General features: G+C 70.2%; 13 protein-coding genes and 2 tRNA genes. 7 read left to right on the top strand and 8 right to left on the bottom strand.

The annotated features are described in order from the left end of the window. Nucleotides 1–26: 26 nt before the first annotated feature. The 6 genes from ABFX51_RS30220 to ABFX51_RS30195 all read right to left on the bottom strand — a co-directional run bounded on the left by ABFX51_RS30220 (nt 27) and on the right by ABFX51_RS30195 (nt 5,290). A complete protein-coding gene (locus tag ABFX51_RS30220; RefSeq protein WP_428832513.1) occupies nt 27–923 on the bottom strand; it encodes a HAMP domain-containing protein in 897 nt (298 codons plus the stop codon). A gap of 13 nt (nt 924–936) precedes the next feature. Continuing rightward, a complete protein-coding gene (gene ku, locus ABFX51_RS30215; RefSeq protein ID WP_346055693.1) occupies nt 937–1,914 on the bottom strand; it encodes a non-homologous end joining protein Ku in 978 nt (325 codons plus the stop codon). A 3-nt stretch (nt 1,915–1,917) separates the two neighbouring features. Next, nucleotides 1,918–2,862 carry a non-homologous end-joining DNA ligase gene (ligD, locus tag ABFX51_RS30210; RefSeq protein ID WP_245783125.1) on the bottom strand — a complete coding sequence of 315 codons (945 nt, stop codon included), beginning with the start codon at nt 2,860–2,862 and terminating at the stop codon, nt 1,918–1,920. Nucleotides 2,863–2,908: 46 nt separating this feature from the next. Next, nucleotides 2,909–3,724 carry a SigB/SigF/SigG family RNA polymerase sigma factor gene (locus tag ABFX51_RS30205; protein ID WP_346055692.1) on the bottom strand — a complete coding sequence of 272 codons (816 nt, stop codon included), beginning with the start codon at nt 3,722–3,724 and terminating at the stop codon, nt 2,909–2,911. Beyond that, on the bottom strand, nt 3,721–4,158 hold the full coding sequence (locus ABFX51_RS30200) for an ATP-binding protein (protein WP_091509187.1): 438 nt from the start codon (nt 4,156–4,158) through the stop codon (nt 3,721–3,723). Before ABFX51_RS30200 ends, ABFX51_RS30205 begins: the two co-directional genes overlap by 4 nt. Nucleotides 4,159–4,234: 76 nt before the next feature. Further along, a complete protein-coding gene (locus ABFX51_RS30195) occupies nt 4,235–5,290 on the bottom strand; it encodes an Rv2629 family ribosome hibernation factor (protein WP_091509184.1) in 1,056 nt (351 codons plus the stop codon). Nucleotides 5,291–5,343: 53 nt separating this feature from the next. On the opposite strand from ABFX51_RS30195, the gene ABFX51_RS30190 reads away from it, so the two are divergent. Together ABFX51_RS30190 and ABFX51_RS30185 are read left to right on the top strand one after the other, a co-directional pair. Further along, complete coding sequence (locus tag ABFX51_RS30190; protein WP_091509183.1) at nt 5,344–5,682, top strand: VOC family protein; 339 nt, start codon at nt 5,344–5,346, stop codon at nt 5,680–5,682. Next, nucleotides 5,679–6,443 carry a sulfite exporter TauE/SafE family protein gene (locus tag ABFX51_RS30185; RefSeq protein WP_091509180.1) on the top strand — a complete coding sequence of 255 codons (765 nt, stop codon included), beginning with the start codon at nt 5,679–5,681 and terminating at the stop codon, nt 6,441–6,443. Before ABFX51_RS30190 ends, ABFX51_RS30185 begins: the two co-directional genes overlap by 4 nt. Here ABFX51_RS30185 and hisC read toward each other — a convergent pair. Beyond that, nucleotides 6,425–7,483: a histidinol-phosphate transaminase gene (gene hisC, locus ABFX51_RS30180; RefSeq protein ID WP_091509177.1), complete on the bottom strand. Its 1,059-nt coding sequence runs from the start codon at nt 7,481–7,483 to the stop codon at nt 6,425–6,427. The two genes, ABFX51_RS30185 and hisC, sit on opposite strands and share 19 nt — an antisense overlap. 105 nt (nt 7,484–7,588) lie before the next feature. On the opposite strand from hisC, the gene ABFX51_RS30175 reads away from it, so the two are divergent. The 5 genes from ABFX51_RS30175 (at nt 7,589) to ABFX51_RS30155 (ending at nt 12,313) form a co-directional block, all read left to right on the top strand. Continuing rightward, the gene (locus ABFX51_RS30175) at nt 7,589–8,206 is read left to right on the top strand and encodes a dienelactone hydrolase family protein (protein WP_091509175.1); all 618 of its coding nucleotides are present in this window, start codon (nt 7,589–7,591) and stop codon (nt 8,204–8,206) included. 14 nt (nt 8,207–8,220) lie between these two features. Beyond that, the gene (locus ABFX51_RS30170; protein WP_091509173.1) at nt 8,221–10,203 is read left to right on the top strand and encodes an acetoacetate--CoA ligase; all 1,983 of its coding nucleotides are present in this window, start codon (nt 8,221–8,223) and stop codon (nt 10,201–10,203) included. Nucleotides 10,204–10,237: 34 nt separating this feature from the next. Further along, on the top strand, nt 10,238–11,953 hold the full coding sequence (locus ABFX51_RS30165; RefSeq protein ID WP_346055691.1) for a phosphatidylglycerol lysyltransferase domain-containing protein: 1,716 nt from the start codon (nt 10,238–10,240) through the stop codon (nt 11,951–11,953). Between the two features lie 155 nt (nt 11,954–12,108). Next, nucleotides 12,109–12,198: transfer RNA gene (locus ABFX51_RS30160), tRNA-Ser, on the top strand. A gap of 42 nt (nt 12,199–12,240) precedes the next feature. After that, nucleotides 12,241–12,313: transfer RNA gene (locus ABFX51_RS30155), tRNA-Arg, on the top strand. Here ABFX51_RS30155 and ABFX51_RS30150 read toward each other — a convergent pair. Further along, nucleotides 12,287–13,099: a site-specific integrase gene (locus tag ABFX51_RS30150; RefSeq protein WP_346055690.1), complete on the bottom strand. Its 813-nt coding sequence runs from the start codon at nt 13,097–13,099 to the stop codon at nt 12,287–12,289. The two genes, ABFX51_RS30155 and ABFX51_RS30150, sit on opposite strands and share 27 nt — an antisense overlap. Nucleotides 13,100–13,174 lie beyond the last annotated feature (75 nt).

Below are 13,174 nucleotides of genomic sequence, written 5' to 3'. Positions count from 1 at the left end.
CATCGTCATACCTCCTGCTCAGGAACCTACATAACCCCTGAGCCACAAAGTCTGACGCGCGACACCCGCAACCCGGCGACCATGCTGTTCACCGACACCTGCAGCTGCCCGATCTCACTGGCGTCGTCGACCTGCACCTCGACGTCCCGCCGCCCCCGCGTCACCTGCTCCAGCGCCACCCGCAACCGCCGCAACGGTGCCGCCACCGCCCTCGCCAGCAACCCCGTGCCCACCGCCCCCGACAGCAACCCGACGATCGCCAGCATGAGCAGCGTCGCCCGGTCGTTGGCGTGGCCCAGATCCGGCGGCGAGGTCACGACCAGTACCCCGAGCAGCGGCACACCGCTCGACACGCCCCACGTCAGCACCAGCCTCGACAACACCGTGACCGACGCCGCCCGCTCCGGCGGCGTCACCTCCAGCGCGACCGTCAGGATCGGGCGCGCCACCCACTCCGCCGCGAGGTACATCAACCCGACCGTGAGCAGGCCGCCCAGCCCGATCGTGAGCGTCACGCCGTACGCGTACAGCCACGTCGCCAGCAAGGCCGTCAACGAGCCCAGCAACACCGTCCCACCGAGCCAGAGCGTGCCGCTGACCTGCGCCATGTGCACCGGCAGCCGCAGCGCCCTGTCCGCCTCCTCCGGCGTCGGACGGCGGCCTTCGGCGAACCAGACCGCGGTACGCCGGTGCAGGAGCGCCGTCCACAGTGAACCCACGACCACGGCCAGCGCCACGTACGCGGCGGCGACCAGCACGAACATCAGGTTGTGCGACCCCATGTCCGCAGGCAGCCCCTGCAGGACGAGCAGCAACGCCACCGCCGCCGCGCCGCACACACTCGAACCGACGCCCAGCACCGCGAAGCCGACCGCCGTGCGCAGCGCGACCCGGAACCTCGTGAATCGCGTGGACCGGCGCACCTCGTGATCGTATTCAGGAAGCCCGTTTGCGCGAGCTCTGAGCCTCGCCGACCGCCTTCTCCAGCTCCGACCGCGACATCTTCGACCGGCCCTTGACGTCCAGCTCGCGCGCCATCTTGTCCAGCTCGGTCTTGCTCAGCCCCGACAGGTCCGGGGCCTTCTGCTTGCGCGACGACGAGCCCGACGAGGACTTCTTCCTGCCGCCCCCGCCCTTGCGGCTTTCGACACTCCGCGACAGGGCCTCGAACAAATCGACGACCTTCGTCGGCTCGGCGGGCGGCGCCTCGACCGACACCTTGCGGCCCGCCTTCTTGTCGTCGATGAGCTTGTGCACGCGCTCGGTGTACGTGTCGTGGTAGTCCTCGGGCTGCCAGTCCTCCGTCATCGAGTCGATGAGGCTGACCGCCATGTCCAGCTCCCGGCCCCGCGCCTCCGTCTTCGACGGCAGCTTCCGCAGCTCCTTCGCCGGATCCCGCAGGTCCTCGGCGAACAGCAGGGTGTCCAGGATCAGCACCCCGTCCGCGCCCGCGCGGATCGCGGCGATCTGTTCCTTGCCGCGCATGACGAACCGGGCTATCCCCGCCTTGTTCGTCCGGTCCATCGCCTGCAGCAGCAGCCCGTACGCACGGCCGAACTCCTCCTTAGACGGCGCCAGCCAGTAGCTCTTCTGGAAGAAGATCGGGTCGATGTCGTCGAGGTCCACGAACGCCTCGATGTCGATCGAGCGCGAGCGGCCCGGCGCGATCTCGTCCAGCTCCTCCTGCTCGACCAGCACGTACTCGCCGTCGCCGAGGTCGTAGCCCTTCACGATGTCGCCGAAGTCGACCTCCTTGCCGGTGCGCTCGTTGACGCGGCGGTACCGGATCCGGTCGGACGTGCCGCGCTCGAACTGCCGGAAGTGCACGGTGTGGTCCTCGGTCGCGCTGTACAGCTCGACCGGCACCGTCACCAGCCCGAAGTTGATCGCACCGCTCCAGATCGCCCGTGCCATGGCTCAGCCCTCCCGGATGACCGACGTCGGCGGCTTGTCGTCGCGCAGCCCGGTGAACCGAGGATGGCGCAGCTTCCCGTCGGCCGTCCACTCGGAGAACCGCACCTGCACCACCAGCTTCGGCTCCACCCAGCGCGGCCCGCGCTCGGGCACGACCTCGTCGAACGGCGAGGTGTCCCGGCGCAGCTCGCCGAGCGTGCCCGCCAGGTCCCGCAGCGTCGTCTCGGTGTAGCCGGTGCCGACCTTGCCCGCGTACCGCAGCTTCCCGGAGTCGTAGTAGCCGACGAGCAGGGCACCGAAACCGCTGCGGGAACCGCCCGGTTTGGTGAACCCGCCGACCACGAACTCCTGGTCCTTCACGCATTTGAACTTGAGCCAGTCCGAGCCGCGCCCGCCGCGGTAGGGGGAGTCGGCACGCTTGGCGACGAGACCCTCCCAGCCGTGGGAGCACGCGTAGTCGAAGTACCGCTCGCCGTCGGCGTTGCGGTGGTTGCTGTAACGCAGCGGGTCGACCCAGCCGAAAGCGTTGCGCAGCAACTGTTTCCGCTTGCGCAGCGGCAGCCCGGTGACGTCGGCGTGGTCCAGCACGAGGAGGTCGAACAGGTAGCAGTAGACCTGCACACCGGTTTCCGCGATGCGCGCGGGATCGGTGAGGTGGATGCGGGGCTGCAGCTTCGCGAAACTGGTCTGCGGGCCGTCGAAGGCGACGATCTCCCCGTCGGCGACGAAGCGTGGACCCCCGTGCGTGGTCAGCGCTTCCACCAGCTCCGGGTAGGAGTCGTTCAGCACGTGGCCGTTGCGCGACCACAGCGTCGGACGGCCGCCGTCGCGCGAACAGAGCACGCGCACGCCGTCGAGCTTGCGCTCGAACAGCCAGTCCTCGCTGGAAAAGCGGCGCTGGGTCAGCGTCGCGAGCATGGGCTCACGCCAGCCGACCTCGGTCTCCATGATCGGCGGTGTACCCCTGCCGGGCCGGCTGGAAACCGTTGTCACCTCAGCGCGAGACGGAGTCCTCGTCCTGCTCGGTGAGCCCGTCGCGCAGCCGTTCCAGCGTCCTGGCCAGCAGCCGGGAGACGTGCATCTGGGACACGCCGATGCGTTCCGCGATCTGGGTCTGCGTCATGTTGTGCACGAACCGGAGCCCGAGGATCTTGCGTTCCCGCTCCGGCAGTTCCTGGATCAGCGGCAGCAGCGCCTCGTGGTTTTCGACGCCCTCGAGCGCGGCGTCCTCCTCACCCAGCGTGTCGCCGAGCGCGAGGTTCTCCGTGTCGCCCGAGAGCACCTCGTCCAGCGACATCGAGTGGTAGGCGTTGCCCGCCTCCAGGCCCTCGAACACCTCGTCCTGGCTGATGCCCAGGTGCGTGGCGATCTCGCTCGGCGTCGGGGCGCGGCCCAGCGACTGCGTGAGCTCGGTGTTCGCGGCGGAGATCGACAGGTGCAGTTCCTTCAGCCGCCTCGGGACCCGCACGAGCCAGCCCGTGTCGCGGAAGTGCCTGCGGACCTCGCCCATCACCGTCGGCACCGCGAAGGACAGGAAGTCCGAGCCGCGGCTCGCGTCGAACCGGTCGACGGCGTTGATCAGCCCGACCGTGGCGACCTGGACCAGGTCCTCCTTCGCCACGCCGCGCCCGGAGAAGCGTTGCGCGATGTGCTCGGCCAGCGGCAGGTGCCCGGTCACCAGTTCGTCCCGCAGCGCGGCCCGCCGGGGGTCGTCCTTGTCCAGCGCCGCGAGTTCCTCGAACAGCGGAGCGAGGTGCTCGTATTCGTTCGAAGAAGTGGGCTTCGCTGGCTCGGCTCGGGAGCCGGTCACGCGCCCGCCCCTGAGGGGTCGACCACGACCCGCCGCTTGGCGAGCTCGATGTCCACCTGGTGCCCTTGCTGCCCGTTCGCCGTGACGCGGCTGTCGACGGAGTCCGTCAGCGTCGTCAGCACGCGCCAGCCGAACGACTTCGTGCTGGGGGAGCTGTCGCTGTCGGAGTGCACCGTCCCGGTGAACCGCAGTTCGTCACCGGACACGGTGAACCGGCAGCGCATGGTGCTGCCGGGGACCGCCCGCGTGATCAACGTCGAGCACGCCTCGTCCACGGCCAGCCGCAGGTCGGCGATGGCGTCGAGGTCGAAGTCGGCGCGGGTGGCGATGGTCGCCACCACGGACCGCACGATCGGCAGGTGCACCAGGTCGGCAGCGAGCCACAGCTCGATGTCGTTGTTCGCGTGCAGGCGCGGGGGTTCCCAGTCTGCCACTTTCACCTCGCCGTAGTTCGGATGTCGCTGCGCACCATGATGCCTCGAACGGGGGACTTCCGCCCGCTGATGATCATCAGTTGTGGCGGAGGATCGCGCCGAAGCCTTCCGTCAGTGCGCTGTCAACGTAGACGAGGTCCGCGCCGACCGCGATGGCGGCCACCGGGACCGCCTCGTCGGCCCGCCGCTGCCGCACCTCCCGCGCGCCCATCGTGCGCAGTTCGGCCTCCGCGACGGCGATGTGGGTGGGCGAGTCGCCGACGTACACGGTGGCGTCCTGGGGGTCGCTGATCAGCAGCGTCTCGACGTTGCCCTCGACCAGCGCGGCCGTCACGGCTTCGAGCCCGTCGACCGCCAGGCCGCTCTCGCTGTTGAGGGCGTTGTGGAAGCGTTCCAGCACCTCGTCGAGGCGGCGCTGCTTCGCGGTCAGCACGACTTCGCTCGCGACGTCGGAGTGCGTGACTTCCTGCGTGATCTCCCGCAGCCGCTTCGGCAGTGCCTCGCACACCGCGCGCCGCCCCTGGATCTCGCCGGCGATCACGACCAGCTCGGCGCCGATGCGGTCGGCCAGCCTGGTGACGTCCTCGGCGACGTCGGCGACGTTGCGCCGGATGGTCTCTTCGGTGTGCTGGCGCATCGGGTACTGCGCGGTCCCGCCGCCGCGGACGTGGTGCACGGGGTGTTCGCGGCCGGTGACGTCGTCAGCGGCGATTTCGCCGCCGTGCTCGTCGTACGCGCGCACGGTCGCGTTGACCTGGTCGACGGTCGCGACGACGTATTTCAGCCCCGGCTTGGCGTAACGGGTCAGCGGGAGGACGTACGGCAGGTCCGACACGCGCGTGACGGGCGCGGCGGGCGGCTCGTCGAGCTGCTCGTCGACCACGACGGCGTTCCCGGCGGCGACGAGCCCGCGCCCGCTGCGGCCGACGGGGCGCGAGCTGTCGCGCACGGCGGCTTCGAGCGCGTCGAGCGACTCGTCGGGGGCGTGCTGGGCGGCCAGCTGGTCGCGTAGCTCCCGCCACCGGAGTTCGAGCTGCTTCGCCGCGTCCTCGGTGTCGTGGGAGTCCTCGAAGTAGACGGACGTGAACGGACCTGTGGTGGTCACCAGCTGTCGTAACGTCGTCGTCTGCATGGCCCGGTGGTACCCCGGTGCGAGCAGGGCAAAACGTGCTGTTCGATGGGGGTATGGCGGCTGAGTTCAAGGATCTGTGCCTCGACGCGAACGATCACCAGGCGCTCGCGGACTGGTGGTGCGCGGCCCTCGGTTACCGGCGGCACGACCCGGACGGCGACCCCGCGTCGCCGGTGCCCATCGAGGACCCCGCGGGCCGCGGCCCGCTCATCTGGATCAACCCCGTGCCCGAGCGTAAAACCGTGAAGAACCGGATGCACCTGGACGTGTGGGGCTCGGCGGAGGAGCTGCTCGCCGCCGGTGCGACGCTGGTCAGGGCGCGGGACGAGGACATCGAGTGGGACGTGCTCGCCGACCCGGAGGGCAACGAGTTCTGCGTGTTCGCCCGATGACCTGGTGGCACGGGGTCCTGGTGCTGCTCGCCGGGGTGTGGGCGGGTGCGATCAACGCGGTGGTGGGGTCCGGGACGCTCGTGACGTTCCCGGTGCTGGTGGCGCTGGGCTACCCGCCGGTGACGGCGACGACGTCGAACGCGATCGGGCTCGCGCCGGGCACGATCAGCGCCGCGGTGGGGTACCGGCACGAGCTGGCCGGCCAGAAGTGGCGGATCGTGCGGTACGCGGTGCCGTCGTTCCTCGGCGCGTGCTGCGGCACGGTGCTGTTGTTGTCCTTGCCGCCCAACGCTTTCGAGACCGTCGTGCCCGTGCTCGTCGGGCTCGCGGTGGTGCTGGTGATCGTGCAGCCGAAGGTGTCGACGTGGGTCGCGAAGCGGCGCGAGCGCGGCTCGGGCGAGGTGCCGCAGACCACACCGCTGCTGCTGTTCCTGATCTTCCTCGTCGGCGTGTACGGCGGGTACTTCACCGCCGCGCAGGGCGTGATGCTGATGGGCATCATGGGCATGCTGCTCACCGATCCGCTGCAACGGCTCAACGGCATCAAGAACGTGCTCGCCGCCGTCGTGAACGTGGTGGCGGGGGCCATCTACGCGTTCGTCGCGCCCATCAGCTGGCCGGTGGTGGCGCTGCTCGCGGTCGGCTCCACGCTCGGCGGGCAGCTCGGCGCCAAGATCGGCAGGCGCCTGCCGCCCGCCGTGCTGCGGGCCGTGATCGTCGTGGTCGGACTCGCCGCGATCGTTCAGCTGGTCCTGCGGTAGCTGCGGGCGGCGTGCAGGAACAGGTCGTTCTCCTCGGGGCGGCCGATGGTCACGCGCACGCCGTCACCGGCGAACGCCCGCACCACGACCTTGTTCGCGAGCGTGTGCTCGGAGAAGTCCAGCGCGGCGTCGCCGAGCGGCAGCCACACGAAGTTCGCTTGCGTGTCAGGCACTTCGTAGCCCGCGTCGAGGAGTGCGGCCCGCACGCGCTCGCGTTCGGCGACGATCGTCCCGCACCGGGCCAGCAGCTCCGGCTCCGCGTCGAGCGACGCCATCGCGGCGATCTGCGCGAGCGAGTTGACGCTGAAGGGCACGTACACCTTCCGCATCGCGGCGGCGATCTGCTCCGGCCCGACGAAGTAGCCGACACGCAGCCCGGCGAGCCCGTACGCCTTCGAGAAGGTGCGCAGCACGGCGACGTTGTCCCGCGCCCGCACGTAGTCCAGCCCGTCCGGCACCTCGGGGTCCGTGACGAACTCGCGGTACGCCTCGTCGAGCACGACGAGCACGTCCGACGGGACGCGGTCGAGGAAGCGGTCCAGCTCCGCGCGCCGGTTCGCGGTGCCCGTGGGGTTGTTGGGGTTGCAGACGATGACGACCTTCGTCCGCGGCGTGACGGCGGCGGCCATCGCGTCGAGGTCGTGCGTGTGGTTGGCGTCCAGCGGCACCTTCACCTGCTCGGCGAGCGCGATCTGGCTGGCGATGGGGTACGTCTCGAACGACCGCCAGGCGTAGACGACCTCGTCGCCCGGCGCGCACATCGCGTGCATCAGCTGGTGGCACAGGGAAACCGAGCCACAGCCCACGGCGACCCGCTCGACGGGGAGGCCGACCTTCGCCGCCAGCCGCGCGGCGAGCTTGCCGATGCTCGGGTCCGGGTAGCGGTTGAGGCCCGTGGCGGCCTCGGCGATCGCCCGCGCCACGCTCGGCAGCGGCCCGTCGGGCACCTCGTTGCTGGACAGCTTGATCGCTCCCGGCACGGTCCGGCCCGCGACGTAGTCGGGGAGGGAAACGAGATCGGCGCGGGGCTGGACGGGCATTGCGATGCTCCTTCTGGGCGAAAAGCGGCTGCTGTCACCGTAACCCGTGAGTTCCGACCAAGTTCATGTTGACTTCTGTTCACTCTCAGGTGGTTGAGTAGGGAGATGACGCAGACGCACACCGAGCACTACGAGCGTGACGACGGTCGCGCGATCGAGCTGACCTACGCCGAGCCGGAGAACGCCGTGCGGGGCGGGCTGGTCGTACTGCACGAGGCCGAGGGCATCACCGCGGGTGTGCGCCTGCTGATCGGCAGTCTCGCGACCGAGGGCTGGCTGGCCGTCGCGCCGCACCTGAAGGGCGACCCGGAGCAGGAGGACATCCTCGCCGCCACCGACATCGCGCTGGCCTGGCTCGTCGACCACGGGGTGCAGGCCGACCTCATCGGCGTCGTCGGGTTCGACCTCGGCGGCACCGCGGCGCTCGTCGTCGCCGCCAACCGGAAGCTGGGCGCGGCCGTCAGCGTCGGCGGGCAGGGCGGCAGCGACCTCGTCGCGAGCGCGCGCAAGCTGAGCAGCCCGTGGCTGGGGATCTTCGGCGACGCGGGCGACGAGCCCGCCGCGGCCGAGGTGGAGCAGCTGCGGGACGCCGCGGCCGCGTCCGGTGTGGTCACCGACGTCGTGCGCTACCCCGGCGCGAACCACCGGTTCGACGCCGATCCGAAGGCCGCCGTCGAGGCGTGGCAGCGCACGCTGAACTGGTTCGACGCGCACCTCCGCTGACGTAAAGTCGGCGTGTGACCAACGACGCTGACATCCCCGAAGTGCTGTGGCGCCCCGCTCCTGACCAGGTCGCGGGCAGCAGGATCCAGGCCTTCCGCGAGTGGCTGGCGAGCCAGCGAGGCGTGCGGGTGGCGGACTACGACGAGCTGTGGCGGTACTCGGTCTCCGACCTGGCCGGTTTCTGGGGCGGCCTCGCGGAGTTCCTGGCGCTGCGGTGGCACGACCGGCCGAGGTCGGTGCTCGACGGCGCGGACATGCCGGGCGCCACGTGGTTCCCCGGCGGCACGCTGAACTACGCCGAGCACGCGCTGACGCCCGGCGTGGCCGGCGCGACGAAGGCGGACGACGAGCTCGCCGTGATCTTCTCCCGGGAGGACGGCGCCGGCGCGCGGCTGACCTACGGAGAGCTGCGGAGCCAGGTCGCCGCGGCGCGGGCCGCGCTCGTCGCGCTCGGCGTCGGCAGGGGCGACCGGGTGGTCGCGCTCGCGCCGAACTGCCCGCAGACGCTCGTGGCGTTCCTCGCCACGGCGAGCCTCGGCGCGGTCTGGTCGTCCTGCTCGCCCGACTTCGGCGTCCGCGCGGTCACGGAACGCTTCGCCCAGATCGAGCCCAAGGTGCTCATCGCCGTCAACGGCTATGTCTACAACGGACGGTCGTTCGACGTGCGGCCGACGGTGGAGCAGCTGCGCCGGGAAATCCCGTCCCTCTCCGCGACCGTCCTCATCGGCTACGCGGGCAGCGGCGAGCTCGACGGCGCGCTCGACTGGGACGAGCAGCTGCGCGAGCACGCCGGGGCGGAGCTGGAGTTCGAGGCCGTCCCGTTCGACCACCCGCTGTGGGTCCTCTACTCCTCCGGCACCACCGGCCTGCCCAAGGGCATCGTGCACGGGCACGGCGGCATCGTCCTCGAACACCTCAAGGCGCTGGCCGTGCAGAGCGATCTCGGCCCCGGCGACCGGTTCTTCTGGTTCACCACGACCGGCTGGATGATGTGGAATTTCCTCATCGGCGGGCTGCTGGTGGGCACGACGATCGTGTTGTTCGACGGCAGCCCCGGCCACCCGGACCTCGGTGCGCTGTGGCGCCTCGCGGAGCGGGAGCGGATCACGTACTTCGGCACGTCGGCGCCGTTCGTGCAGAGCTGCCTCAAGGCGCGGCTGGAACCGGGCGCGGAGTACGACCTGTCGTCGTTGCGCGCCATCGGGTCGACGGGTGCGCCGCTGAGCGTCGAGGGCTTCCGGTGGATCGCCGAGAAGGTCGGCGCGAGCATCCAGATCTGCTCCGTGTCGGGCGGTACCGACCTGTGCGCGGCCTTCGTGTGCGCGGCGCCGGACGTGCCGGTGTGGCTGGGCGAGCTGTCGTGCCGTGCGCTCGGTGCCGCCGTGGCCGCGTACGACGACGACGGGAACGAGGTCGTCGAGGAGGTCGGCGAGCTCGTGGTGACGCAGCCGATGCCGTCGATGCCGGTGTACTTCTGGAACGACCCGGACGGCTCGCGGCTGCGTGACGCGTACTTCGACTACTACCCGGGCGCGTGGCGGCACGGGGACTGGATCCGGATCACCGAGCGCGGGTCCGCCGTGATCTACGGCCGCAGCGACTCGACGCTCAACCGCGGCGGGGTGCGGATGGGCACGGCCGAGTTCTACCGCGTCGTCGAGGGCTTCGACGAGATCGCCGACTCCCTCGTGATCGACACCACCAGCGTCGGGAATACCAACGGTGAGCTGCTGTGTTTCGTGGTGTTGGCGGAGGGCGCGGTGCTCGCCGACGTCGAGCCCGCGCTGCGGAAGGCGCTGCGGGCGGAGTTGTCGCCGAGGCACGTGCCGGACCGGTTCATCGAGGTGGCCGCGGTGCCGAGGACGCTCAACGGTAAGAAGTGTGAGGTCCCGGTCAAGCGGATCCTGGCCGGGATGCCACTCGACAGAGCGGTGAGCCGCGACGCGCTGGCCAACCCGGACGCGTTGGGGCCGTTCGTGGAGCTGGCCAGGGGGTAGGCAGCAGGAGGGGAGCGGGTTGGTGGGGAGGCCGTTGGCGGGCGAACGACACGTGTCGCCGGCGCTGTGGCGCCTGACCGGGGCCGCGTCGGTCGCCGCGATCACGTCGACGACGCGGCTCGTCGGGCTGGTCGCGGTGCTGTCGGTGGTGCTGCCCGCCGGGCGCAGGGGGTTGCGCGGGCACGTCGCCGAGTGGCTGGAGTTGCCGCAGGACGCGACGACGGCCGCGGCCGCGGTCGTGCTGGTCACCGGTGTGCTGTTGATCCTGCTCGCGTCGGGTCTGCGGCGGCGCAAGCGCCGGGCGTGGCAGCTGGCGCTCGCGGCGAGCGTGCTGCTGGCGTTGTCGCACCTGGGGTTGCGCCACGTGTTCGGTGCGGGGCTGGTGTCGGTCGCGCTGGCGGTGGCGTTGCTGGCGAACCGGCGGCACTTCATCGCGCTGCCCGATCCGGTGACCGGGCGGTGGCGGGCGGTGCGGGTGTTCCTGCAGCTGGCGCTGGCCGGGTTGCTGATCAACTTCGCGCTGCTGTCGTTCGCCCCGCGGGCGTTCGTGGAGCCGCTGGACTGGCAGGGCAGGCTCGCCGACGCGGCGCTGGCGTTGATCGGCGTGAGCGGCCCGGCGGTGTTCCGCGTCACGTGGATGGACGACCTCACCACGTCGGTGGGGTTGTTGTTCGGGCTCGGCGCGGTGCTGGTCGCGGCCTATTTCCTGCTGCGCTCGGCGGAGCCGGCGCCGCACACGTCGGAGGCGGAGAAGGCGCGGCTGAAGGAGCTGCTCGACCAGCACGGCGAGCGGGACTCGCTGGGCTACTTCGCGCTGCGCGACGACAAGTTCGTGGTCTTCTCGAAGACGGGGAAGGCGGCGGTGACGTACCGCGTGATCGCCGGTGCGGCGGTCGCGTCGGCCGATCCGCTGGGGGACAGCGAAGCCTGGCCGGGGGCGATCGAGGAGTTCCTGGAGGTGTGCCGGCGGCACGGCTGGGTGCCCGCGGCGATGGGCTGTTCCGAGCTGGGGGCGACGGTCTGGGCGCGCTACGACCTGGACGTGCTGGAGATCGGTGACGAGGCGGTCGTCGACGCTGCGACGTTCACGCTGGAGGGCCGCGTCATGCGCGGGGTGCGGCAGGCGGTGTCGCGGACGAAGCGGGCCGGGTACGAGGTGCGGGTGCGCCGGACGGAGGAGCTGAGCGCCGAGGAGCTGCGGGAGCTGGAGTCGCTCGCGGCGAACTGGCGGGGCAGCGACACCGAGCGCGGGTTCTCGATGGCGCTGGGGCGCATGGGGGATCCGGGTTCGGTGGTCGTGACGGCCGAGCAGGGGGGCCGGGTGCGGGGGCTGCTGCAGTTCGTGCCGTGGGGGACGCAGGGGCTGTCGCTGGACGTCATGCGCCGCGACCGCAGCGCCGACAACGGTGTGAACGAGCTGATGATCTCCGAGCTGCTGCTGAGGGCGCCCGAGCAGGGGGTGAGATATGTCTCGCTGAACTTCGCGGCGTTCCGGAAGCTGCTGGAGGAGGGGCGCCGGATCGGTGCGGGCCCGGTGGCGCGCGTCTCGGCGAAGGTGCTGGGCTGGGCCTCGAAGTGGATCCAGATCGAGACGCTGTACCGGTTCAACGCGAAGTTCCAGCCGAACTGGGTGCCGCGGTTCCTGGTCTACCCGGGCGTGCGTGAGCTGCCGAGGGTCGGCGTGGCGGTGTTCGAGGCCGAGGGGCTGGGCGGCCGTTCCCGCTGGCTGCGACGCTTGCTGCAGCGGTGACGGGGGTGCTGGGGCGGCTGTGGTGCAAGTTACAGCAGTTCTTGCGCTCGCTCACCTGTTTTCGCTGCTCAGGGCGGTTGTTGGGCGGGCGAGGGGGTGCTGTTTCCCCGGCTTCGGGGGATGTGTACTCTATCCAGGCAGTGGTCGTTGATCCGGGAGGCTTCGCCTAGTCTGGTCTATGGCGCCGCACTGCTAATGCGGTTGGGGGTAACCCCCCCTCCCGGGTTCAAATCCCGGAGCCTCCGCTCAGCGCCGGTTCGCCGGATGCTAAGTTAATAACTGAACAAGCGCCCGTAGCTCAACGGATAGAGCATCTGACTACGGATCAGAAGGTTAGGGGTTCGAATCCCTTCGGGCGCGCAGTCGAGAAACCGCCTCTGAGCAGGCGGTTTCTTTCATCTCAAGACGGTTTCCAAGATCATCACTGTTCATCTGTAGCGTGGCATGTAGCTCATCGCCGCTGATCCTCCGTAGGACAGCGTCCATCCGGTCCGTGGTGCCTCGACGCACCGAGTCGAGCACCTCGACGTAGATGTCGCTCGTCGTCGACATCCGGGTATGCCGCAACATGGCCTGAACTTCCTTGAGATCCGCGCCGGCCGCGAACGCGAGGGACGCCGCGGCGTGCCGTAGATCGTGAAGGCGGATCTTCACCCCGGCACGAGCACAGACAGCGTCCCAATCGCGGTTCACATTCCTTGGCTCCAGTGCTGTGCCGACTGACGTCGTGAAGATCAGGTCCGGATCGGCCCACACTTTCGCCGCCATGCGCTCGACGGCCTGCTCGCGTTTGTGCCGTCGAAGCACCTCGACGAGCGCGGCCGGCAAGCCCAGTGTGGCCTTCGACGCGTCGGTCTTCAGATCCTTCTCGACGAGCCGGCCGCGGCGCCGGCCGGTCTCTGGGTCAACAGCACCTCGTATCCGACGGATCTGCTTCCGGAGCTTCGTCGAGCCAGCTTCCAGATCGGTCAGTGACCAGCGCATCGCAAGCGCTTCACCGCGCCGCTCGCCGAGCGCGAGCATGGTCAACCACAGCGCCGCCCGCTTGTCCTCGATCATCGCGGCGAACACCTTTTCCAGCTCGGCCTCCGTCGGCTGCGTTGCCTTCTTCCTCTGCCCCGCAGGAAGCCGGACTAGCGCAGCCACGTTCCGTTCGATCCCATAAGAGCTTGTCTCACTTGGTGAGTTTCTTGTAGCAGGTGATGGCGGCTCCGAGGGTGA

The sequence above is a fragment of the Amycolatopsis dongchuanensis genome (assembly GCF_039542405.1).
GTDB lineage: Bacteria > Actinomycetota > Actinomycetes > Mycobacteriales > Pseudonocardiaceae > Amycolatopsis_E > Amycolatopsis_E sacchari.
Note: the sequence above shows the minus strand (reverse complement) of the source record. Positions and strands in the feature narration are given on the sequence as shown.

Excerpts from the sequence above, each read along its gene's own strand:
- ku (WP_346055693.1), bottom strand. The coding sequence starts at position 1,914 with ATGGCACGGGCGATCTGGAGCGGTGCGATCAACTTCGGGCTGGTGACG.
- ligD (WP_245783125.1), bottom strand. The coding sequence starts at position 2,862 with ATGGAGACCGAGGTCGGCTGGCGTGAGCCCATGCTCGCGACGCTGACC.
- ABFX51_RS30195 (WP_091509184.1), bottom strand. The coding sequence starts at position 5,290 with ATGCAGACGACGACGTTACGACAGCTGGTGACCACCACAGGTCCGTTC.
- ABFX51_RS30190 (WP_091509183.1), top strand. The coding sequence starts at position 5,344 with ATGGCGGCTGAGTTCAAGGATCTGTGCCTCGACGCGAACGATCACCAG.
- ABFX51_RS30185 (WP_091509180.1), top strand. The coding sequence starts at position 5,679 with ATGACCTGGTGGCACGGGGTCCTGGTGCTGCTCGCCGGGGTGTGGGCG.
- hisC (WP_091509177.1), bottom strand. The coding sequence starts at position 7,483 with ATGCCCGTCCAGCCCCGCGCCGATCTCGTTTCCCTCCCCGACTACGTC.
- ABFX51_RS30175 (WP_091509175.1), top strand. The coding sequence starts at position 7,589 with ATGACGCAGACGCACACCGAGCACTACGAGCGTGACGACGGTCGCGCG.